This window comes from Pseudolabrys sp. FHR47 (assembly GCF_005153485.1).
Classification (GTDB): domain Bacteria; phylum Pseudomonadota; class Alphaproteobacteria; order Rhizobiales; family Xanthobacteraceae; genus Pseudolabrys.
In genome coordinates, this window is sequence record NZ_CP039740.1 from 3,192,947 (window position 1) to 3,216,368 (window position 23,422).

At 63.3% G+C, this 23,422-nt stretch carries 16 protein-coding genes; 10 read left to right on the plus strand and 6 right to left on the minus strand.

What is annotated here, in order from left to right:
- Nucleotides 1-12: 12 nt before the first annotated feature.
- Nucleotides 13-1,593, plus strand: coding sequence for a pyruvate, phosphate dikinase (locus tag E8Q40_RS15640; RefSeq protein ID WP_137045414.1), 1,581 nt, complete (start codon nucleotides 13-15; stop codon nucleotides 1,591-1,593).
- Nucleotides 1,594-1,646: 53 nt separating this feature from the next.
- Here the strand turns inward: E8Q40_RS15640 and E8Q40_RS15645 are convergent, their stop codons facing one another.
- Both E8Q40_RS15645 and E8Q40_RS15650 read right to left on the minus strand, forming a co-directional pair.
- Nucleotides 1,647-2,522 (minus strand): transporter, encoded by an 876-nt coding sequence (locus tag E8Q40_RS15645; protein ID WP_168197865.1) that lies wholly within the window; start codon nucleotides 2,520-2,522, stop codon nucleotides 1,647-1,649.
- A 182-nt stretch (nucleotides 2,523-2,704) separates the two neighbouring features.
- Nucleotides 2,705-3,247, minus strand: a complete 543-nt coding sequence (locus tag E8Q40_RS15650) for a TetR/AcrR family transcriptional regulator (protein ID WP_205995557.1) — start codon at nucleotides 3,245-3,247, stop codon at nucleotides 2,705-2,707.
- Nucleotides 3,248-3,440: 193 nt separating this feature from the next.
- Between E8Q40_RS15650 and E8Q40_RS15655 the strand changes: the two genes are divergently transcribed.
- Both E8Q40_RS15655 and E8Q40_RS15660 read left to right on the plus strand, forming a co-directional pair.
- Nucleotides 3,441-4,640 (plus strand): efflux RND transporter periplasmic adaptor subunit, encoded by a 1,200-nt coding sequence (locus tag E8Q40_RS15655; protein WP_137045417.1) that lies wholly within the window; start codon nucleotides 3,441-3,443, stop codon nucleotides 4,638-4,640.
- Between the two features lie 53 nt (nucleotides 4,641-4,693).
- On the plus strand, nucleotides 4,694-7,882 hold the full coding sequence (locus tag E8Q40_RS15660; protein ID WP_137045418.1) for an efflux RND transporter permease subunit: 3,189 nt from the start codon (nucleotides 4,694-4,696) through the stop codon (nucleotides 7,880-7,882).
- 169 nt (nucleotides 7,883-8,051) lie between these two features.
- Here the strand turns inward: E8Q40_RS15660 and E8Q40_RS15665 are convergent, their stop codons facing one another.
- The gene (locus E8Q40_RS15665; protein WP_137045419.1) at nucleotides 8,052-9,080 is read right to left on the minus strand and encodes an LLM class flavin-dependent oxidoreductase; all 1,029 of its coding nucleotides are present in this window, start codon (nucleotides 9,078-9,080) and stop codon (nucleotides 8,052-8,054) included.
- Between the two features lie 257 nt (nucleotides 9,081-9,337).
- Here E8Q40_RS15665 and E8Q40_RS15670 point away from each other — a divergent pair, with 257 nt between their 5' ends.
- Nucleotides 9,338-10,009, plus strand: coding sequence for a hypothetical protein (locus E8Q40_RS15670; protein ID WP_137045420.1), 672 nt, complete (start codon nucleotides 9,338-9,340; stop codon nucleotides 10,007-10,009).
- A 34-nt stretch (nucleotides 10,010-10,043) separates the two neighbouring features.
- Here E8Q40_RS15670 and E8Q40_RS15675 read toward each other — a convergent pair whose 3' ends face one another.
- The 3 genes from E8Q40_RS15675 to E8Q40_RS15685 form a co-directional block, all read right to left on the minus strand.
- Nucleotides 10,044-10,244 carry a hypothetical protein gene (locus E8Q40_RS15675; RefSeq protein ID WP_137045421.1) on the minus strand — a complete coding sequence of 67 codons (201 nt, stop codon included), beginning with the start codon at nucleotides 10,242-10,244 and terminating at the stop codon, nucleotides 10,044-10,046.
- Nucleotides 10,245-10,323: 79 nt separating this feature from the next.
- Entirely contained in the window at nucleotides 10,324-13,461 is a 3,138-nt protein-coding gene (locus E8Q40_RS15680) for an efflux RND transporter permease subunit (protein WP_137045422.1), read from the minus strand.
- Between the two features lie 2 nt (nucleotides 13,462-13,463).
- The gene (locus E8Q40_RS15685) at nucleotides 13,464-14,720 is read right to left on the minus strand and encodes an efflux RND transporter periplasmic adaptor subunit (protein WP_137045423.1); all 1,257 of its coding nucleotides are present in this window, start codon (nucleotides 14,718-14,720) and stop codon (nucleotides 13,464-13,466) included.
- Here E8Q40_RS15685 and E8Q40_RS15690 point away from each other — a divergent pair.
- The 6 genes from E8Q40_RS15690 (at nucleotide 14,691) to E8Q40_RS15715 (ending at nucleotide 23,401) form a co-directional block, all read left to right on the plus strand.
- Complete coding sequence (locus E8Q40_RS15690) at nucleotides 14,691-15,452, plus strand: TetR/AcrR family transcriptional regulator (protein WP_246662872.1); 762 nt, start codon at nucleotides 14,691-14,693, stop codon at nucleotides 15,450-15,452. The two genes, E8Q40_RS15685 and E8Q40_RS15690, sit on opposite strands and share 30 nt — an antisense overlap.
- 32 nt (nucleotides 15,453-15,484) lie before the next feature.
- Nucleotides 15,485-15,682: a hypothetical protein gene (locus tag E8Q40_RS15695; protein ID WP_137045424.1), complete on the plus strand. Its 198-nt coding sequence runs from the start codon at nucleotides 15,485-15,487 to the stop codon at nucleotides 15,680-15,682.
- A gap of 229 nt (nucleotides 15,683-15,911) precedes the next feature.
- Nucleotides 15,912-16,307 (plus strand): hypothetical protein, encoded by a 396-nt coding sequence (locus tag E8Q40_RS15700; RefSeq protein WP_137045425.1) that lies wholly within the window; start codon nucleotides 15,912-15,914, stop codon nucleotides 16,305-16,307.
- A gap of 63 nt (nucleotides 16,308-16,370) precedes the next feature.
- A complete protein-coding gene (locus tag E8Q40_RS15705) occupies nucleotides 16,371-18,539 on the plus strand; it encodes a TonB-dependent receptor (RefSeq protein WP_168197866.1) in 2,169 nt (722 codons plus the stop codon).
- Between the two features lie 82 nt (nucleotides 18,540-18,621).
- The gene (locus E8Q40_RS15710) at nucleotides 18,622-19,197 is read left to right on the plus strand and encodes a TlpA disulfide reductase family protein (protein ID WP_137045426.1); all 576 of its coding nucleotides are present in this window, start codon (nucleotides 18,622-18,624) and stop codon (nucleotides 19,195-19,197) included.
- Between the two features lie 412 nt (nucleotides 19,198-19,609).
- Nucleotides 19,610-23,401, plus strand: a complete 3,792-nt coding sequence (locus E8Q40_RS15715; RefSeq protein ID WP_137045427.1) for a DNA methyltransferase — start codon at nucleotides 19,610-19,612, stop codon at nucleotides 23,399-23,401.
- Nucleotides 23,402-23,422: the final 21 nt, after the last annotated feature.

Below are 23,422 nucleotides of genomic sequence, written 5' to 3' on the forward strand. Positions count from 1 at the left end.
GGAGAAGCGCTCATGCACATCGCCCGTATCGGCGGCGGCTCGGCCGAACAGCCCGCGGCAGATATGATTGGCAGCAAAGCCGCCAATCTCGCGCGCATGGCCGCGCTCGGCCTGCCCGTTCCGCCTGCTTTCGTGCTGCCGATCGATCTGTGCGCGGCCATCGTGGCCGGTGAATCCGAAGCGCGTGCTGCCGTCGGAAACGCCTTGCGCGACGGCATCGCCTTCCTGGAGCAGACGACGGGACGAAAATTCGGAGACAAGCGCAATCCCTTGCTCGTTTCGGTGCGTTCCGGCGCGGCACGCTCGATGCCCGGCATGCTCGACACCGTTCTCGATGTCGGCTGCGCGCCGGCGGTGGTCGACGGACTGATCCGCATGAGTGGCAATGCCCGCTTTGCCTGGGACTGCCGGCGTCGTTTCATCGAAAGCTTCGCCCAAATCGTGCTCCGGCTCGCCCCCGCGCCGTTCGCAAGGAAGCTCGATGAACTCATTGCCGCCGAGCATGCCGGCGGCGAGCACGGGCTCGACAGCGAGACGCTTGAGCGTCTTGCGGCCGAGTACAGACAGATCGTCGAGAACGAAGACGAAGTGCTGCCCGACGATCCTATGCAACAGCTCGAAGCCGCCACCCACGCCGTCTACCGCTCGTGGATAAGTCCCCGTGCAGTGACCTATCGCAAACTTCAGGGCCTCGACGATCTTATGGGCACCGCCGTAACCGTACAGGCGATGGTCTATGGCAATCGTAATTTCCGGTCCGGTTCGGGTGTCGCCTTTTCGCGCGACCCTTCGACCGGCGCCGGCGAGCCTGTGATCGATGTGCTGTTCGCCGCGCAAGGCGAAGACGTCGTTTCTGGCCAGCGCACGCCCGACAATGAAGCGGCACTGGGACGGCGCCTGCCGGATGTAGCGCGGGAATTGCGCGAGGTCCTCGGCCTGCTCGAGCGCGATTTCGCCGACGTGCAGGACGTCGAATTCACCATCGAAGACGGCAAGCTCTGGGTCTTGCAGACCCGGGCCGCCAAGCGCACGCCCCGCGCGGCGCTACGAATTGCCATCGATCTCGTTCATGAAGGCCTGATCGGTAGAGAAGAGGCCTTGCGGCGTCTCGATGGTGAGCCCTTCGAACGGCTGTCGCGCCAGCATCTCAGCAACATCGGAACACCGGCTGCGTGGGGCATCTCGGCTTCGCCCGGCATCGCCGTCGGTCGCGCGACGTTCAATTCCGAACGAGCGGTCGCCCTCGCCGAATCCGGTGCGCCCGTCATATTGCTGCGGCCCGACACCAGCACGGCCGATGTCGCCGGTTTTTCGGCAGCCGCCGGCATCGTCACGGCGGTTGGCGGTCGCACGGCGCACGCCGCGCTGGTCGCCAGACAGATGGGCAAGCCGTGCGTCGTCGGCTGCGCGACGCTGACCGTCGACACCAACGGACAAGGCGCCAGGCTTGGCGAAACGTCGATCAAGGAAGGTGACTGGCTATCGATCGAAGGCGAGACCGGAGCGATCTATCTCGGCCGCGGCACGGTGATTACCGAACAGGCCGAAGCCGAACTTGCCGAAATCGAAAGCTGGCGTAGCAAGGTCGCCTGAATGCGCCAGTCTCGACGCTCTTCGGGACACATCGAGAGTGGCGGACTTACGATTTAAAAATGCACGCGCAGCGATATCGCGCCGGCATCGCCCTGGGTCGTGTTTTGTGCCGAGAATTCACGATAATACTTGGCGGTCAGCATCACCGGTGTTTTGCCGGCGGCGATTACATAGCGGATCGCCGGCCCTGCCCCGAACACCTGAGCCTTGCGCGCACCGAGCGTATTGCCGGCGCCGCTGTCGCCCGTCACCTGCGACATGGCGTAGCCGACCGCGCCGCCCCACAGCCGCGGGCTCAATGCCTTCATCGCCGCCAGATCGAGATGCGCGATGTCGCCGGACTCGGAGCGGGTCGCTGTGTTCTCGTAACTGAGGAGGTAGGCCGCCGCCGCCGAAAACTCCCATCCCTTCTCGCGGTCGAGATAAGTGATGGCGGCCTGCGGCGCCCAGGACCAGAAATTGCGGCCGGTGTTGACGATCCGGCCTGCGTCGTAAGTGCCGGCCGGCATCCATATCGAAGCCGAGACATTCCAATGCCAGTTGCCGCGATGCCAGCCCAGCACGAATGGCGTGACCACGATATCGTTGAAACCCGTGACGTCGCCGCTGGTACTGTTTCGCCCCAGCCGGGTCGTCACGGTGCGATCCGCCGACGCACCGGTCGCAGCGGCGCGCAGAGCGAAAGCATAGTTGCCGCCCCATAGCTGCGTCGGCGTCACGACGGTGAAGGCCAGAATGCTCGTGACGTTACGGGCATCGGTGGCGAGCCGGCCTTGGGAAATTTGCGAGTTCTCCTGGCCGCGATAGACGTGGACGTCTTGCCGAAACTGTACGCCCGGCGGCGGCAGCACGCCGCTCGTGAAGTCTCGATAGCCTTTGAGATTAGGACTCTGGCCGCCTTCCATCGCGAAGGCAATCGGAGCGCACATTGCGAGCAGCACAAAAGCCGCTGGCGCTACAAACGCCACATGCAGGAGAAACGCGACGGCGGAACCGCAAAGGCCCACGCGCACGGAGTTTTGCATTGCAGAATAAAAGAACCGCCCCACCACAACGCCACGGTATCAGCGTCGCCAGCGTCGCGAAATACGTCCCCGTTGAATCCGTGCAGCTATTTTCCTGGCCAGCTACGCATTGCGAGATTTGCGACCTTTTGCAGTTCCTCGCGGCTGGCGCCGGCAGCGGCGCGCACCGAAAGGCCGTCCAGCACCGTCATGAAATAGCCGGCAAGATCCTTCGCCTCGACATCGTTCGGCAACTCGCCATCCGCTTTGGCCATGGCGAAGCGCTCCAGCAGAACCGCTTCACTCTCGGCGCGCTTGGCGCTCAGGTGCTCGGCCAATACTGTGTCGCATTCGGCCGTTTGCAGCTTCACCAGCATGCAACAGTTCGGATTGCCTTCCGTCGCGTAAAAATCGATCACGAGGTTGAACAAGCGCTCCATCATCGCGCGAGCGGTAGGCTCCTTCTTGAGATCGGCCCAGAGCTGCTTGCGGACTTCGGCATACCGGTCGAGCGCCGTGTGAAAGAGCTTCTCTTTATTACCGAAGGCGGCATAGAGACTCGGTGGGCTGATACCCATCGCCTGGGTGAGCTCGGAGATCGAGGTACCCTCGTATCCGTTGCGCCAGAACACGTCCAAGGCCTTGTCCAAGGCCTTCTCCGTATCGAATTCGCGCGGTCTTCCCATTGTAGCCATTGAAGAATTTTCCCTCTCAGCCGCTTCCCCACAAACCGGCTTTATTTTTGTAACAAGGACTATATAAGTCTCTTGACTATCTCTTCCACTCGGTACATCTGTAGCACTCGTTACAGAACTTACATACGTGCCGATTGGAGCAATTGCAATGGAAAAGGGACCGAACCGTGCGCGCCTCTGGGGCGCGGGGCTGGTTGCCATCACGGTCGTCGCGGCGGCAGGCGCTTACATGCTGCTGCCGGTGACGGACAATCCGGGCAAGGCGGTGGCCGCAGCGCCGCCGCCCGCTGCTCCGGTTTCCGTCGCCATCGTCGAGCCGAAATCCGTCAAACTCTGGGATGAGTTCTCCGGCCGCCTCGAAGCGGTCGAGCGCGTCGACATTCGTTCGCGCGTCTCCGGGGCGGTCGAGGCGGTGCACTTCCGCGAAGGCGCCCTGGTCAACAAGGGCGACATCCTGATCACCATTGATCCCGCCCCCTACAAGGCCGAGGTCATGCGGGCCGAAGCTCAGCTCGCGGCGACGCAGGCGCGCTCCGCGCTGACGCAGACCGATCTCGAACGCGGCAAACAGCTCATCGACTCGCGCACCGTGTCACAACGCGATCTCGATCAGCGCGAGAACGCCGCACGCGAGGCCGAAGCCAATGTGCGCGCGTCGCAGGCAAGTCTCGAATCGGCTCAGCTCAATCTCGACTACACCCAGATTCGCGCGCCGGTCGCCGGCCGTGTCGGTCGGCTCAATGTCACCGTCGGCAATCTCGTCCCCGCCGGATCCTCGGGTCCGGTGCTGACCACCCTTGTCTCGGTCAATCCGATCTATGCGAGCTTCGACGCCGATGAGGCTTCGATCCGCCGAGCGCTCGGCTCTCTGCCGACGCAGACGGCGCGTAACGAGATCGACCGCATTCCGGTGCAGATGGTCTTGGGCGACAGCGACACGCCGCGGCAGGGTAAACTGAATCTGATCGACAACCAGGTTGCCACGGCCACCGGTACGGTGCGTGTGCGCGCCGTGTTCGACAACAGCGATGGCGCCTTGATCCCGGGCCAGTTCGCCCGCCTCTTCCTCGGCCGCGCCGACGACAAGCCGGTGCTGCTGGTCAGCGAACGCGCCATCGGTACCGACCAGGACAAGCGTTATGTACTGATCGTCGACAAGGACAAGAAGGCCGCCTATCGCGAAGTCGCTCTCGGCTCGGCGGTCGATGGCCTGCGCGTCATCCGTGACGGCCTGTCGGCCGGCGACCAGGTGATCGTTTCGGGCCTGATGCGGGTACGCCCCGGCGCTCCGGTCGAGCCCAAGCTGGTGCCGATGCTCGCCTCCAACGACCAGACGAACCGCCAGTAACGGCGGTTCGCTTCCGTTTCTTTCTCGATCGCTGTTGAACAGCCGGTGCTGTCATGAATTTCTCACGCTTTTTTATCGATCGACCGATTTTCGCTGGTGTGCTGTCGGTTCTGATTTTCCTCGCTGGCTTGCTGGCGCTGCGCTCCATGCCGATCTCGGAATATCCGGAAGTGGTGCCGCCCTCCGTCGTGGTGCGCGCGACCTATCCCGGCGCCAATCCGCGCGTCATCGCCGAGACGGTGGCAACGCCGATCGAGGAATCCGTCAACGGCGTCGAAGGCATGCTGTACATGAACAGCCAGGCGACGACTGACGGCGCGATGAACCTCACCGTCACCTTCGCGCTCGGCACCGATCCCGACAAGGCGACGCAGCTTGTGCAGAACCGCGTCGCTCAGGCCGAAGCCCGCCTGCCCGAGGAAGTGCGCCAGCTCGGCATCACGACGACCAAGAGCTCGCCCGACCTGACCATGGTCGTGCACTTGCTGTCGCCAAACGGCCGCTACGACATGACTTACCTGCGCAATTACGGCATCCTCAACGTGAAGGATCGCCTGTCGCGCATTCCGGGCGTCGGCACCGTGCAGCTCTTCGGCGCAGGCGACTACGCCATGCGCGTCTGGCTCGACCCGCAGAAGATCGCGGCGCGCGGCCTGTCGGCCGGCGACATCGTGCGCGAAATCCGAGCGCAGAACGTGCAGGCCGCCGCCGGCATCGTCGGCGCCTCGCCCGGCGTTCCGGGACTCGATCTGCAACTGTCCTTGAATGCCCAGGGCCGCCTCGACACGGTTGAGGATTTCGGCGACATCATCGTGCGCACCGGCGTCGACGGACAGATCACGCGCCTCAAGGACGTCGCGCGCCTCGAACTTGGCTCGGCCGACTACTCACTGCGCTCATTGCTCGACAACAAAGACGCCGTCGCCATCGGCATCATGCAGGCGCCGGGCTCCAACGCGCTCGACATCTCGCAGAATGTCCGCAAGGTGATGGCCGAATTGAAGCCCGCCATGCCGGACGGCGTCGATTACTCCATCGTCTACGACCCAACGCAGTTCATCAGAGCCTCGATCGAGGCCGTCGTGCACACCCTGCTCGAAGCCATCGCGCTGGTCGTGCTCGTCGTCATACTGTTCCTGCAGACCTGGCGCGCTTCGATCATCCCCCTGCTCGCCGTGCCCGTATCGATCATCGGCACGTTCGCCGTGATGTACCTGCTCGGCTTTTCCATCAACGCGCTGTCGCTGTTCGGCCTGGTGCTGGCCATCGGCATCGTGGTCGACGATGCCATCGTCGTGGTCGAAAACGTCGAACGCAACATCGAGAACGGCCTGTCGGCGCGCGATGCCACCTACCAGGCGATGAAGGAAGTGTCGGGACCGATCGTTGCCATCGCTTTGGTGCTGGTCGCGGTGTTCGTGCCGCTCGCCTTCATCAGCGGCCTGTCCGGCCAATTCTACAACCAGTTCGCGCTGACAATCGCCATCTCGACGGTGATTTCGGCGATCAACTCGCTGACCTTGTCGCCGGCCCTCGCCGCCCTGCTGCTCAAGGGCCATGACGCGCCGAAGGACCGGCTGTCGCGCGCCATGGACAAGGTGCTTGGGCCGTTCTTCCGCCTGTTCAACAAGGGCTTCACCCGCAGCACGCAGGCTTACACCGGCGGCGTCAAAGGCCTGCTCGGCCGCAAGGCCGTGGTCATGGGCGTCTATGCGGTGCTGGTCGGCCTCACCCTCGGACTGTTCAACATCGTTCCCGGCGGCTTCGTGCCGGCGCAGGACAAGCAGTACCTCGTCGGCTTTGCGCAATTGCCCGACGGCGCCACGCTCGACCGCACCGAGGACGTTATCCGCAAGATGAGCGACATCGCACTCAAGGAGCCGGGCGTCGAAAGCGCCGTCGCCTTCCCCGGCCTGTCGATCGCCGGCTTCACCAACTCGTCGAATGCCGGCATCGTCTTCGTCACGCTCAAGCCCTTCGCCGAGCGCACGACGCCGAACCTGTCCGGCGGCGCCATCGCCATGGCGCTCAACCGGAAGTTCTTCGGCATCGACGAAGCCTTCATCGCCATGTTCCCGCCGCCGCCCGTGATGGGCCTCGGCACCATCGGCGGCTTCAAGCTGCAGATCGAGGATCGCGCCGGCCTCGGCTACAAGGCCCTCGACGACGCCACCAAGGCGTTCCTCGGCAAGGCCTATCAGACGCCGGAACTGGCCGGCCTGTTCACGTCCTTCCGCGTGAACGTGCCGCAGCTTTACGCCGATATCGACCGCACCGCCGCGCGCCAGCTTTCGGTCGCGGTGCCGGATATCTTCGAGACGTTGCAGGCTTATCTCGGCTCGGTCTACGTGAACGACTTCAACAAGTTCGGCCGCACTTATTCGGTGCGCGTCCAGGCCGACGCCAAGTATCGCGCCCACGCCGAGGACATCGCCCGCCTGCAGGTGCGTTCGACCACTGGGCAGATGGTGCCGCTCGGCGCCGTGCTGAAGATGAAGACCACCGCCGGTCCGGAACGCGCGCAGCGCTACAACGGCTTCCTCGCCGCCGACATCTCCGGCGGCCCCGCCCCCGGCTATTCCTCGGGCCAGGCGCAGGAAGCGATCGAGCGCATCGCCAAGGAAACGCTGCCTGCAGGCATCAGCTACGAGTGGACCGAACTGACTTATCAGCAGATCCTCGCCGGCAACTCGGCCGTGCTGATCTATCCGATCGCGATCCTGCTGGTCTTCCTCGTTCTGGCCGCTCTCTATGAAAGCCTCGTCCTGCCGGTAGCGATCATGCTGATCGTGCCGATGGGCCTGATGGCGGCGATGATCGGCGTCTGGCTGACCGGCGGCGACAACAACATCTTCACCCAGATCGGCCTGTTCGTGCTGGTCGGCCTGTCGGCCAAGAACGCCATCCTGATCGTCGAATTCGCCCGCGAACTGGAATTCGACGGCAAGAAGCCGTTCGAGGCCGCGCTTGAGGCGAGCCGCCTGCGGCTGCGGCCGATCCTGATGACGTCGATGGCTTTCATCATGGGCGTGCTGCCGCTCGTGACCTCGGTCGGCGCCGGCGCCGAGATGCGTCACGCCATGGGCGTCGCGGTGTTCGCCGGCATGATCGGCGTCACTCTCTTCGGCATTTTCCTCACCCCGGTCTTCTATCTCTTGGTGCGCGCGCTGTCGGGCTTCCGCCCGCTGCGCAACCACAACGCCGCGACTGAGGAAATACCCGCCGCCGCTCACGCCCCCTGAGCGACGGCAAAACGAGCGATGCCGCCTTTCCCCGAAGGCGGCATCGTTTCGTTTTTAAAGACCGATCGCCCCTGCTCTGTCATGCCCCGCGAAAGCGGGGCATCCAGTAATCTCTTGAAAAACTTGTGTGTACTGGATCGCCCGCTTTCGCGGGCGATGACGGTTGATACTAGCGCCAGCCCATCCCCGGCGCGACGTGCTTCAACATCGCCTCGATGACATGGGCGTTGTAATCGACGCCGAGCTGGTTCGGCACCGTCAGCAACAAGGTGTCGGCCTCGGCGATGGCTTCATCGCCCTTCAGTTGTTCGATGAGCTTGTCCGGCTCAGCGGCATAAGAGCGGCCGAAGATCGCGCGCTCCGTCGCGCTGAGCAGGCCGATCTGGTCCTCGCTTTCGTCGTGACCGAAATACATCCGGTCGCGATCCGAGACGATGGCGAAGATCGAACGCGACACCGACACCCGCGGTGTGCCCGCATGGCCCGCCTCCTTCCACGCGTCGCGATAGAGCCGGATCTGCTCGGCCTGCTGCACATGAAACGGCTTGCCGCTCTCGTCGATCTTCAGGGTCGATGACTGCAGATGCATGCCGAGCTTGGCCGCCCACTGCGCCGTGGCGTTGGTCGATGAGCCCCACCAGATGCGCTGGCGCAAGCCTTCGGAGAACGGCTCAAGCCGCAGCAAACCCGGCGGGTTGGGAAACATCGGCCGCGGATTCGGCTTGGCGAAGCCCTCGCCCTTGAGCAGTTCGAGAAACACTTCGGTGTGCCGCCGCGCCATGTCGGCATCGGTCATGCCCTCGGGCGGCACGTAGCCGAAATAGCGATAGCCGTCGATCACCTGTTCCGGCGAGCCGCGCGAAATGCCGAGCTGCAGGCGCCCGCCGCTGATGAGGTCGGCGCTGCCGGCATCCTCCGCCATGTAGAACGGGTTCTCGTAGCGCATGTCGATGACGGCGGTGCCGATCTCGATCCTCGATGTGCGCGCGCCGACCGCCGCCAGTAGCGGAAACGGCGAGCCGAGCTGCCGCGCGAAATGATGCACCCGGAAATAGGCGCCGTCGGCGCCCAGCTCTTCGGCCGCGATGGCCAGCTCGATGGATTGCGTAAGCGCGTCGGCGGCGCTGCGCGTGCCGGACTGCGGCGACGACGTCCAGTGGCCGAAGGAGAGAAAGCCGATCGATTTGCGGTTGGTCATGGGTGGTGTCCTTTGCGCCCTATCTAGGCGCGCGCGCCGCCGCTGTCACCGCAGGATCAGCGATGGGCGCTCTTTCTTCACCCTCCCCCTTGTGGGGAGGGTCGGCGAACGAAGTGAGCCGGGGTGGGGGTCGTGGCTGTATCAGCTACCCCCACCCCGATCACCTTCGCTGCGCTTCGGTGATCGACCCTCCCCACAAGGGGGAGGGTAAAAGCAGCCTTGCCTCCACCCTCCCTCATAGTATATATTCCTAAACCATGGCCCTCTCTCCCCTCTTCCACCCGCCGATGCGCCGCGTGCTGGCCTCGCTGGCCGAGCCCGACGCCGAGCCCGAGGCGCCGCGGCCGCAGGGCCCGGACGGCAAACGCTCGCGGCGGCCGCATTCCGACGCACGCGTTGCCGCGGTGCGCCGCCTGATCGAGCAGACCACTCTCACCTACAGCGAGATATCGGCGCGCACCGGCGTCGGCCGGGCTTCGATCAGCCGCTGGTCGCGCGATTTTGCCTGGACGCGCCCCTTCGACGCGCCGCGCGCGACCGACCGCATGCCGACGCGGCGCGCTTTGCAGCGCAAGAAGCTGCGCACCCTGGCCGAGCGGTTGCGCCTTCTGGCCGAGCGCCATGTCGCCGAGCTCGAGCGCGCGCCGCAAATCGACGCCGACAAACTGGTGGCCGCGCTACAGCTTCTGAAGATGGCACGGCTCGAGTCACAAGGCCGGCGCCGCCGCCGCAAGCCGCTGTGGGAGCCGGCCAAGACCGGCCATCAGCGCATCGCCGAGGAAGACGCCATCCGCACCGCGATCCGCGAACTGCACCGCGGCGGCGTCACGGTCGACCTCGCGCCGGACGAAGCGGTTGAGATGGTGATCGACGCCAACTTGCCGGCGGAAGAGCACGCGGCGTTCAGGACGAGAGGGAAGCAGAAATAGCTTTCGCCGGTCGTCCACACGCCGCTCACTTCCCTCAATCGCCCTTCCCGGCTGGTCGCCCTTTCAACATGCTGCGGAGCCTGGGAAAATACAGGACCGCGATTGAGACCATCAGGATCGCTAGTAACGCCACCACGAACTGAACGATCGCGTAGCCGACTTGATCGCGCGGCACGAACCAGCCGGCCACGACACCGGCGCCGATCAGGACAATGCGGATGAGCCAACCCATCATGGATTCCAGTGGCTGAAATGCCCCAACGTTACGTCGCGGCATCCGGGCGCAACGAGAATACACGCCACCGCGCCGCTTCTCAAAGCTTCGGCGAAACTTCGCCCTCGTTCTCGTCCTCTTTGGCCTTTCCCTTGAACAGGCCGCGAATGAAGACGAACAGAACCGGCACGAAGAACACGCCGAGCACGGTGGCAGCGATCATGCCGCCCATGACGCCGATGCCGATGGCGTTCTGCGCACCCGAGCCGGCGCCGCTCGCAATCGCCAAAGGCGTGACACCAAGAATGAATGCGAAGGACGTCATCAGGATCGGGCGCAGCCGCTGACGCGAGGCCTCCAGCGTCGCCTCCACGAGCCCCATGCCGGACGCCTGCCGCTCCAGCGCGAACTCGATGATCAGAATGGCGTTCTTCGCCGCCAATCCTATGGTCGTCAGCAGACCGACCTTGAAGTACACGTCATTAGTCTGGCCGAAAAGGAAGGCAGCGAGTAGCGCGCCGAAGATGCCGATCGGCACCGCCAGCATGACGGCGAACGGAATGGACCAGCTTTCGTAAAGCGCAGCCAGGCAGAGAAACACCACCAGGGCCGATATCAGGTAGAGCGACATGGCCTGATTGCTCGACAATCGTTCCTGCGCCGACAGGCCCGTCCACTGGTGAGCATACCCGGCCGGCAACTGCGCCACGAGCTTGTCGATCTCGTCCATGGCGGCGCCGGAGCTGACGCCACTGGCCGCCTCGCCCTGGATTTCCACCGCCGCCGAACCGTTATATCGCTCCAGCCTTGGCGAACCGAAGGTCCAGTGCCCCGAGGCGAAGGCGGAGAACGGGACCATGTCGCCCGACGCATTGCGCACATACCAGCGATCGAGATCGCTCGGCTGCATGCGATAGTCCTTGTCCGACTGAAGATAGACCTTCTTGACGCGCCCGCGGTCGATGAAGTCGTTGACGTAAGAGCTGCCCCAAGCGGTCGACAAAGTCGTATTGATGTCGGACAGGCTCAAGCCGAGCGCGCTGGCTTTCTCCTGATCGATCTCGATTTGATATTGCGGCTCGTCTTCCTGTCCGTTCGGGCGGGTGTTAGCGACGAGCTTGCTCTGGCCGGCCGCCCTCAACAGCATATTGCGGGTTTCGATCAGCTTGGCGTGGCCGGCGCCGTTCACGTCCTGAAGGTAAAAATCGAAGCCGTTGGAATTGCCGAGGCCTTGAATAGCCGGCGGCGCCAGCGCGAACGCCCGGGCGTCGGAGAATTTCATGAAAGCCATTGTGGCGCGTCCTGCCACCGCCTGCGCTTTCAGGGCGGCCACCTTGCGCTCGTCGAACGGTTTCAGCCGGATGAAGGCGAGGCCCACGTTTTGGCCTTGCCCGCCGAAGCCGAAGCCGGCGACAGTGAACACGCCCTCGACCGCATCCTTTTCCTGCTCCAAGTAATATTTGCGCACGTCATCAAGGGCGCGAAGCGTGCGGTCCTGCGTGGCGCCGACCGGCAGCTGTACGCTGGTGATCAGGATGCCCTGGTCTTCCTGCGGCAGGAACGAGGACGGCAGTCGCGTGAACATCACACCCATCACGACGACGAGGGCCACGAAAATGAGCAGGATGCGCTTCGACCGCTCGATCATGCCTTTCGTACCGTTGCGATAAAGGGTGGTGCCGCGATCGAAGTTGCGGTTGAACCAGCCGAACACACCCTTCTTCTCGCCATGATTTTGGGGCGACCGCAGAATGGTGGCGCACAAAGCCGGCGTCAGGATGAGCGCGACGATGACGGACAGTACCATCGCCGAGACAATGGTGACCGAGAACTGTCGATAGATGACGCCGACCGAACCGCCGTAAAACGCCATCGGCACGAACACCGCGGACAGAACCGTGGCGATGCCGATCAGCGCGCTGGTGATCTCATCCATCGACTTGCGCGTCGCCTCCTTCGGCGGCAACCCTTCTTCCTGCATCACGCGCTCGACGTTCTCGACCACCACGATCGCATCGTCGACCAGAAGGCCGATCGCCAGCACCATGGCAAACATCGTCAACGTGTTGATCGAATAGCCGAGCACGGAGAGCACGCCGAACGTGCCGAGCAGCACCACCGGAATCGCCAAGGTCGGAATGATCGTCGCGCGCAGGTTCTGGAGGAACACGAACATCACGATAAAGACCAGCACGATGGCTTCGAGCAAAGTCTTGACCACTTCCTCGATCGACAGTCGCACGAACGGCGTAGTGTCGTAGGGGTAAACGGCCTTGACCCCTTCGGGGAAGGTCGGCGACAGGCGGTTGATGGTCGCCTGTACCGCTTCGGATGTGCTGATGGCATTGGCGCCGGTGGCGAGGGTTACCGCAAGGCCCGCTGCCGGCATACCGTTGTAAGCCGACGAGGTGGTATAGCTTTCGGCGCCGAGTTCGACGGTCGCGACGTCACTCAGCCGCACCAGTGAGCCATCAGTGGCGCTCTTGAGGATGATGTTGCGGAACTGCTCCGCGGTTTGCAGGCGGCTTTGCGCGGTCACGGTCGCGTTGAGCTGCTGCCCCTTGCGGGCCGGCAGGCCGCCCAACTGACCGGCCGAGACTTGCGCGTTCTGAGCGGTGATCGCCGTGGAGATGTCGCTCGGCATCAGCGAATATTTGACGAGCTTGTCGGGATCCATCCAGATTCGCATCGCGTAGCCGGAGCTGAAAAGCTGCGTGTCGCCGACGCCTTCCAGACGCTTGATCGTATCGTTGAGGGTGCTGTTGACGTAGTCGGCAAGGTCCGAGGCCGAGAGCTTGCCGTCGGTCGAGACAAAAGCCATGACCATCAGAAAGCCGGTCGACGATTTCGTTACGGACAAACCGTTGTTCTGCACGGTCTGCGGCAGCAGCGAAGTCACAAGCTGAAGCTTGTTCTGCACCTGCACCTGCGCGGTGTCGGCATTGGCCCCGGCGGTGAAAGTGATGGTGATCTGCGCCGACCCGGTCGATGTCGATGTCGACGTCATGTAATCGAGATTGTCGATGCCGGTCATGCCCTGCTCGATGACCTTGGTCACCGAGTTCTCGACAGTCTGGGCGTCGGCGCCGGGATAGCTGGCGCTGATGCTCACGGTGGTCGGCGCGATCTGCGGGTATTGCGCGATCGACAGCGAGTTCAACGCCAAAAGGCCGCCCAGCATGATGACGATGGCGATGACCCAGGCGAAGACGGGCCGGTCGATGAAAAATCGGGACATCGTTATTTCCCGGCCGCGGCGGTTCGCTCAGGTCCGGCCGGCGACAGCGCGCCTTGCTTGCGCGCGCGGACCTCGCCGGTGTTTTCGTCAATGGTGACCTCGACGGCGCTGACGTCCATGCCGACCCGCACCAGTTGGGTGCCCTCGACAATGACGCGGTCGCCATCTTGAATCCCGGTACTGACGAGCCAGTTGTTGCCGACGTTCTTGCCGAGCGTCAACACGCGCTGCTCGACCTTGCCGGCGGCGGTGACGAACATGGCCGTCGCCTCGCCTTTGGTGTTGCGCGTCACCGCGCGCTGCGGCACCAGATAACTGTTCTCCGCGACGCCCTCCGAGATCACCGCCCGCACATACATGCCCGGCAACAGCAACCGGTCGGGGTTGGGAAATTCGGCGCGCAGCGCGAACGTACCGGTGGTCTGGCTGACATTGGACTCGACGAAAGCGACCTCGCCGTTGTGAGGATAGTCCATGCCGTTGTCGAGCTTGAGCTTGACGCTGACATCGGTGCCGCTGAACTTCAGGCGGCCTTCCTTGATCGCCTGCCGCCAGTTCAAGAGATCGGTGCTTGAAGCACTCACGTCGACATTGATCGGATCGATGGTGCGGATCGTCGTCAGGACGGTGGTCTGGCTCGCCGTCACCAGCGCGCCGGGCGTAAGCGCGGATTTGTCGATGCGGCCGCCGATCGGCGCTACGATCTTGGTATAATCCAGGTTGATGCGGGCGGTTTCGACATTGGCCTTGGCGACCGCCACATCGGCTTTGGCCTGCGCGAGCGTGGCGTTGGCGTCGTCGAAGTCCTGTTTGCTGACCGCGTTTTGCTTCACCAGTCCCTGATAGCGCTCGACCTTGGCTTCGGCGCTCGGTACCGCGGCTTCGGCCTTCTGTAATGACGCCTGCGCGCTGTCCAAAGAGGCCTGATAGGTCGCGGGGTCGATCTGATACAGCGGATCGCCGGCCTTCACCTCGCCGCCTTCCTTGAACAAGCGCGACTGGATGATGCCGTTGACCTGCGGGCGGACTTCCGCGGTCAAGGACGCGGTCGTGCGCCCCGCCAGTTCGGCTGTGACGGCCACCGATTGCGGATGGAGCGTGACGACGCTGACCTGCGGCTTCTGCCCGGCGCCGGGCGGCGCGGCGGCCTTGTTCTGCCCGTCGCCGCAGGCGGCCAGCGACAGCAGCAACGCCGCGGCTACGCCGAACCGCGAGGCGCCACGCCGCGTGTGCCGGCGCGCCAGGGTCAAGGTCGACATCACGTCGGGGCTCCTCTTTACAGTACTATGCCGTACCAATATGGTCGCGGTATGGCGATGTCAATTCCAGCCACGCCGCCGCGCCCGCGCGGCCGTCCTAAAGTCATGTCCGACGCCGCGCAGCGCGAACGCATCGTCGAGGGGGCGCGCAAGCTCCTGCTCAGCAAAGGGTACGCCCACACCACCACCGACGATATCGCCGCGGCGTGCAAAATTTCGAAGCAGACGCTCTATCGGCATTTTCCCGGCAAGCCGGCCTTGTTCGCCGCCATTGTCGAGTCGCACCGGCAGAGCATGCTGGCATTACCCGGCGATTATGGCGACTTGCCGCTCGACAAGGCGCTGGAAACAATCTTCAGGATCGATATCGACCCGAAGGCCGATCGCGAGCGCGTCGCGCTGCTGCAGTTGGTGCTGATGGAAAGCCAACAGTTTCCCGAGCTGGAAAAGACGCTGCTGCGCCACGGCGCCGACAAATCGCGCGGCGAACTCGCCGCATGGCTGGCAGCGCAGGCACGCGCCGGACGCATCGCTATCGACGATGCCGACAGCACGGCGCATATCCTCATGAACATGATCTTCAGCATCGCCGGCCCCAAAGGCGGCCTTAAGGGCGGCCGGCATCTGGCTTGGCCCAGCGCACAAAAACGCCAGGATCATATCCGGCGGTGCGTTTCCATTTTCCTCAAAGGCGTTATGCCGCGCGCGGCGGCGGGCGGCACCGCCGCCTGATCCGGGCGCAAGGCAAGGGAGCATGGCGCCGGATGCCGCTGTGGGCGTCGGCCCAAACCGGCCATCAGCGCATCGCCGAGGAAAACACCATCCGCACCGCCATCCGCGAACGGCACCGCGGCGGCGTCACGGTCGACGTCGCGTCGGACGAAGCGGTGCAGATGGTGATCGATGCCAATCTGCCGGCGGAGGAGCACGCGGCGTTCAGGCCGAAGGGACGGAGGCGGTGAACCTCCCTAGCCTCATATTGAAAATCCGCCGACCTCTCCCCGCCTCATCTTGGGGAGCGGCCGAGAGGCCGCGTCTCGAAGGATGAGCGGCTCCGCCTCCAGCGATTCACAATTCATCTCTGTCATTGACCCGGTATCGACGTCCGAAGTCGATGGTGTACGGCCGCACCGGAGCCAATTGACTCAAGCCGCCGCGCTGGCCCAATAATATCGTGGGGGTTGTGCAATCGTGTTGCGCGCGTTTCGGACATCGGGGCTGCATCTCGGCATCGCCGCGCTTTACGCGCTGGCGACAATCTTCGTCGGTCTGTCGCATCGCCCCGTCGCCGCAGCCTCTGTCGATTTGCCAACCAATCTTTCGGCCTATGCAATCCCGGGCGCGACGGGCCTCGTTCTCTGTCTGAGTTCGGAGAATGAGGACGGGACAGGCAAAATCGCCGCGAAGGCCGGGCCGTGCGAAGCCTGCCGGCTCACCGCCGCGCCGGGCCTCGTCGCGGTGCCCGACACCGGCTATCTCGTCGTCCGCTTCGCAACATTCGCCGTACCTTGCGTTGCCGCAAGCGTCGCGCCGAACGGCATTACCCTCCACGACTACCAGTCTCGCGCCCCTCCTGGCGTCTCGTAACCACCCGGCGTCCTAGGCGCCGCTCACACGAGACATTTTTTCATCCCAGCGAGAGGAAGCGCAATGCTTCGCAATCGACTCCTGGGCTCGGTCGCCATGGCGACGGGCCTGCTCATGGCTATGCCCATTCACGCGCAGCAGAACGACGGCGTTACGCTGCGGCCCATTATCGTGACCCCCGTCGGGCCCGCGGCGACAACCGCACCGCAGGTCGATGGGCTTGAAACGCCGCTGTCGGCGACGACACTTCAGCGTACCGATACAAAACCCGAAGCGGCGGCCAGCAGCGACACCGCCTCGGTCCTTGGCAATATCCCGGGCGTGAACGTGTACTCCGCCGGCGGCGTATCCGGCCTCCCCGTTATCGACGGCTTTGCCGACGACCGCCTGAACATATTGATCGACGGCGCCAGCATCAGTTCGGCTTGCGCCAATCACATGAACCCGCCGCTCTCCTACATCGCGCCGCTGAACATCGGAAAGGTCGAGGTCCTGTCCGGCGTCACCCCGGTCAGCAAGGGCGGCGACAGCATCGGCGGCACCATCATCGTCGACCGGCAGGCTCCGCAGTTCGCGGCCACCAAGGGCACTGTCCTCACCACGGGCGAGGTGTCGGCATTCTATCGCAGCGTCAACAACGGCTTTGCGACGGCAGGCAACGCCACCGTCGCAACCGACAAATTCAGCGTCAACTATCAGGGCGACTTCTCGCGCGGCGAAAACTACCGGGCCGGCAATGGCGAGAAAATACGGTCCACGCTGTACGAGACGCAGAACCACGCCGCGACTTTGGCCTACCGCCACGACGGCCAGCTGCTCTCGTTGACCACGGCCATCCAGCACATTCCCTATCAGGGCTACGCCAATCAGCGCATGGACATGGTCGGCAACGACGCCGTGTCGCTGAACCTGAAATACAAGGGCGAATTCGCCTGGGGCACGATGGACAGCCGAATCTACTGGCAGCAGACCCGGCACGAAATGGAATTTCTGGCCGACAAACAGCCGGCGCAGATGCCGATGGACACCAAGGGGACCGATCTCGGCTACTCGGTCAAGTTCGACATTCCCCTTACACGGGCCGACACGGTACGCGTCGGCAACGAGCTGCACAGCCAGCTGCTCGACGACTGGTGGCCGGCGATCGCCGGCAGCACGATGATGGGGCCCAACGACTACTGGAATATTCGCGACGGCCGACGCGACCGCATCGGCACGTTCGGCGAATGGGAGCGCAAGTGGTCATCGAGCTGGACCACCCTCGTCGGCGTCCGCAACGACACCGTCTGGTCGAACACCGGCGACGTTCAGCCCTATAACCCGGTGCCGAGCATGATGAACCCGAACGCGAATGCCGCCACGGCGTTCAACGCCAAGGACCACGCCCGCCGCGACGTCAACTTCGACGCCACCGCGCTGGTCCGCTACACGCCGAGCCTCGGCAGCAGCTATGAGCTCGGCTATTCGCGCAAGACCCGCTCGCCCAATCTCTACGAGCGCTACGCCTGGGGCACCGGCGGCATGTCCTCGAGCATGACCGGGTGGTTCGGCGACGGCAACGGCTATGTCGGCAATCTCGATCTCAAGCCCGAGGTCGCCAACAATATCAGCTTCACGGCCGCATGGAGCGATCCCGCCGGCAAGAAATGGGAGCTGAAGGTCAAGCCCTACTATTCCTACGTCGCGGATTTCATCGACGTGAACCGCTACGGCACTTTCACCGACAAGAACGGCGGCACTTTCCCGATCCTGCAGTTCGCCAACCACAACGCGCGTCTCTACGGCGTCGATGCGTCGGGCCGCGTCAAGGTGCTCGAGCGGGCCCGTTGGGGCGAGTTCGCGCTGCTCGGCCAGTTCGCTTATGTGAACGGCAAGAACCTCGATACCGGCGATAATCTCTATCACATCATGCCGGTCAACGGGCGCATCGGCCTCGAGCAGAAGCTCGGCGACTGGACCAGCCTGGTCGAGACGCAGATGGTGGGCGCCAAATCGAACGTGCAGTCGCTGCGTCTCGAGCAGACAACGCCCGCCTATACGCTGGTCAACTGGCGCGCGAGCTATACGTGGAAGAACCTGCGTTTCGACCTCGGCGTCGAGAACATCTTCGACAAGAACTACGCGCTGCCGCTCGGCGGCTTCGACTACACCTACTACAAGGCGACCAGCACCCGGCGCCCCGTTCCGGGTCCGGGACGCAATGTCTATGCCGGGCTGACGGTGAAGTTCTGACCGTCATGACAAAGGTCTCGTCCCGGCGACAGACGGGACGAGACCGACCGCACCGAATGGCGCTCATGACGAAGGACCGATCATGAAGACTGGGTTCATTCTTTCTATCGTCTTGGGCACGGCGCTCGCGATCGCGGGCGGCGTGCGCGCCGAGATCGTCGGCCCGCGCATCGAGCGGGCGGCCACCGAGGCGCAGATGCGCGCCTCGCTGCATTCGGTCAAGTTCGTCGATGAGGCGAACAGGCCGCTCGATCTCGCCGCCATCATCGCGAGCGGCAAGCCGACTTTGGTGTCGCTCTGGGCGCACTGGTGCCCGATCTGCCAGTCGGAACTGCCGGGCTTCCGCGCCATCGCGCAGGCCTGCCCCAACCGCTGGAATATCGTCTTCGTCTCGGCGCGGCACGACGACTACGCCAAGGACCTGGAAAAATTCAACAGGCAGGGCCTGCCCTGGCCGCTCTACAATGTGTCGCGCACCATGCTGGAAGACGGCGCGCCCTACGACACCTATCGCGCCTTCACCGGCGCGACGACCACCGGCCAGGTCATGACGCCGCTGCACTACTTCGTCGATACGCGCGGCCTGGTGACAAAGATCGTCAATGCGCGGCTCGACCTGTCAACGCCGCAGGCGCTCGCGCTGGTGTGTGGCAAATGAGGGCGTGAGGCACGGCGCTACGCGGGCGCGCCTCGAACGAAGGGCGGCCGAAGCGTCCCCCAACCCTACACGTCCCCGCACAAGCAGCCCGCAGTGCCCCGCCCTCCCGTTCGTCCCCGCGAAAGCGGGGACCCAGACTTTCTTTTGGCGCATCCGCGAATTCATGCCTCTCACCCGCCCTCACCCAGAGGAGCGGCCGAAAGGTCGCGTCTCGAAGGATGGGCAAATCCATAGCCCTATGGAGCAGAACGAAATCCGGGATATCCTCAGCGGCCTGATTCATGGCTCCAACCGGGTAACGGTTGCCCCTTCTGTGCAAGTTCAGGTTGGGCTAGAAAAGCCGGAATGTTCGCGCTACCAGGCACCTCTCGCGTCAATCTCGACCGCGCGCCTCAGCGCCGGGAGATAGCTCGTGTTTGACGACAGCCGGTCCTTTGTTACCCGAGCCTTCCTGCGCGCCGAGTTCGATCTCGACTATCGCGCCTATACGGCGGAGCGCGATGCCGAAATGCTTGCAAAATTGCGCGGCTGGGACGCCCGCCCTCCTCTCACGGAAACGCAGGCCGAAGGGGCTTTTACTCAGACCTTCTTTGTCGAGCTGTGGGGCTACGGCGATGCCGGCCGTGTTGCACCCGATGAGCACACAATCATCGCCAAGCTGCCGGTTCCCGGCGAAGGCGCCGGCGGCGGAGCCGGTGAAGCCGATCTGGCGCTCGGTTGGTTTCGCGGCAGGCGGAATGCCATTCCGCAAGTCCTCTGTGAGTTCAAGGACATTCGCTCCCGGCTCGACGCCAAGCAGAACCGCAAGGGCAGTACCCGCACGCCGGTAGAGCAATGCCTGAACTACGTGCGCGGCGCACGACGCGGCCTGTTCGGCAACGAAACCGTCCAGCCTTGGTGGGGTCTTGTTACCGACATGAACGAGTTTCGCCTCTACTGGTGGGACCGGGCGCCGTCGGAATACATTCGCTTCATCATTCGGCGGGAGGACCTGCTTTCGGGCAGTTACGATCTCCTGGCAGATTCCGAAGATGCTCGCTTCGATAGGTACCTTTTCGCAAAGCTGTTTGCCCGTGACATGCTGCTGTCCGAAGCGGGTCGGCCGCAATTGCTGCGTCTTGTCGAGCGGCAGTGGGTAAGGGGCCGCAAGCTTGAAGGTGAATTCTACGACCGATATAAGGACGTCCGCGAGCGGCTGTTCAATGTCATCCGGCTGAATAACCCGGATTTTCCAGGCCGCCCTGGCGAATTGCTGCGGCTGACTCAGAAATTGCTTGATCGCTTCATTTTCGCATTCTTCTGCGAGGATATGGGCGAAAGGCTGATGTTCCCGCCGCAGCTGATCCGCGACTTCATGCGCAACCGCAGCAGTGAACCATTTTATGACGAGAATGGTTCTGAACTGTGGGAACAGTTCAAGCGTGTGTTCGAAAAAATGAACACCGGCGGCGCCTTGAATCGGATCACCTTGCCAGAGATCAATGGCGGCCTGTTCCAGCCCGACCCACTGATCAACGGGCTGAACATTCCGAACCATGTCTTCGCAAAGGCGGGACAAGGCGCCAACGAGGCATCGCTCGAAAGCGACCGGCAGACGCTTCTGTATCTTTGTGGCGCCTATAATTACGCCGCGCGCGGTGACGTAAAGGAAAGTCTCAGCCTTTATACCCTCGGCCATATCTTCGAGCAGTCCATTACCGAACTGGAATATCGCGAGGGCGAGCTCGAAGGCCGCGATACGGTCGCGAAGCTGTCGAAACGCAAACGCGACGGCGTTTATTACACGCCGGAAGCTGTGGTGAACTATCTGGTTGAACAGACGCTCGGCCCATGGTTCGCGGACGCGAAGGCGACCTGCGGCTATCCGACCCCGGAAGAAGGCGCTCCGACGGCCGCGTCGGCCACAGCCTATGTTGAGCGCCTCAAGGCGATCCGTATCGTTGACCCGGCCTGCGGCTCGGGAGCGTTTCTCATCTCCGCGTTTCGACGGCTGTTGCAGGAGCGGGTCGCTGCCGAGCGCGATGTCGCACGGACGAACGGCGCCGTTCCGGGAGCCATCGAGGAAGCGCCAATCATTGCACAAATCCTGCGCGACAACATTTATGGCGTCGACATCAATCCGGCCTCCGTCGAGATCGCGAAGCTGGCGCTATGGCTGCATTCCGCCCGCGCCTCGAAGCCGCTGTCGTCGCTGGAGCACACAATTCGCATTGGCAACAGCCTGGTCGGTCCGGACTTCTGGGCGGGGCGGCAGCGAACCGCCGACGGCGATGAGCGCGTCAGGGCGTTCGACTGGCGCATCGCCTTTCCGGAAGTCTGGCCCAAAGGTGGCGATGGGGGTTTCGATATTGTGCTCGGCAATCCGCCTTATGTGAAGCTGCAGAACCTTATGACGGTCGATCCGGACGTGGTCGCCTATCTGTCGGCGGAACGCGGCGGCGACACCTACCAGAGCGCCCGCACCGGAAATTTCGACCTGTATCTTCCCTTTATCGAGAAAGGCCTGCGGCTGCTCGCGCCGGGCGGACGCATGGCCTACATCGCGCCAAGCCTCTGGACCGTGAACCAGTATGGCGAAGGCCTGCGCGGCCTTGTGCGCCAGGGACAGCATCTCGATCGCTGGCTTGATTTCAAAGCTCACCAGATTTTTGAGGATGTCATTACCTATACGGCGTTGCAATTCTACACGCGCGAGCCGAACGACACTGTGCGCATAGCGACGGCGCCGAAGGGCGAGATGGCCGATATCGATTGGTCTAATGCGGAGCTCGCAGTTTCCTACGATGGGCTTCAGGAGTCCAAGGAGTGGCTGATGGCCACCGGAACAGAGCGAGCGCTTATCCGACGGCTGGCAGGACACTGCGTGCGGCTTGATCATCCATCGATTACGAGCGGGATCATCGTCGGGATTCAAACGAGCGCCGACCATATCTATCACCTAGAAAGACTTGGGGCCGGCCGTTACAAATGCACGCCAAAAGGCAAAGGCGCCGCGTCATACGAGGTCATGATAGAAGATGAGATTATGAAGCCGCTCGTATCGGGCCCTGAGGCAAAACGTTACGAAGATCCGGAGACCGCCACCTATCTGCTGTTCCCTTATGAGCGTGACGCTCGCGGCGTAATGAAATTGATCCCAACTGATGAAATGGAACAGCGATTCCCCTTGGCTTGGGCACATCTCCGCCGCTGGGAGCAAGAGTTACGGTCACGCGAGAAAGATGCTTTCAACGACGTGGCTTGGTATCGTTTCGGCCGAAACCAAAACCTCGACAAACAGGACGCCCCCAAACTGATAGTCGCCCAAACCGTGCCCGAGATGCGCGTTTGCGCCGACTTTCACGGAACGAAGTATCTAAATAACGTTCGTGTCAATGCTATCCTGGCCACTGAGCCCACAGATCAAAATTATCTGCTCAGCGTACTCAACGGCCCCGTTGTTGATTTTGTTTTTCGACGTATCGGTAAACCGAAACAGGGCGGTTGGTACGAGGCTAACAAACAGTTTATTGCGCCTTTGCCTATTCCCAACACTTCGAGAGAATCCCGTACTGACCTCGCGATGCGTGCGCAGCGGCTCCAAGAGCGATGGACGCACCGCCGTCATCTCCTGCAGGAGGCGGCCAACAGATTATCCGTGCTGGCGCGCGCGCCACACGAGGCTCGCTGGCTCTGGCCCGACCTCCCGACTTTGCCGGAGATTATCGAGCAGGCGCCCAAGGCGCTTCGCCTAACGACCGACCGCCGCAAATGGGCCAACGAACGGCTCGATGAAATTGAAGCGGCGCGTGTCGAGGCGTTGCAAGCGGCACTTGATCGCGGCGGGCGGCGCCAGGTACGTTTCGAGCGCGGCGAGCTTCGGCTTTATATGAGCGGCGCCGTCGCACTGGAAAAGATCTATCTCGATGAGGCCACCGGTCCCTTGGTGGCCGCCTACTGGCGCTGGCTTCTGCTGAGTGGAACCGCGCGCGAAGCCGAGAAATTTGCGAGTGAACTGCGCCGGCCGCCAGCCCCGACCGACGCCCCCGCCGCCACTCAGTTCATCGAGCGCGTCGCCGATTTGGCCGAAGAGGTTGCGGCCATCGAGGCCGACGAGCGGGCGTTGAACGAGATTCTCTACGATCTTTACGCCCTTACGCCCGACGAACGGAATCTTGTGGAGAACGAGCCCGGACGCCGTAACGCGGCACTGACTGCCGGGTGAACTTCCGGCGCGATCCGCCTA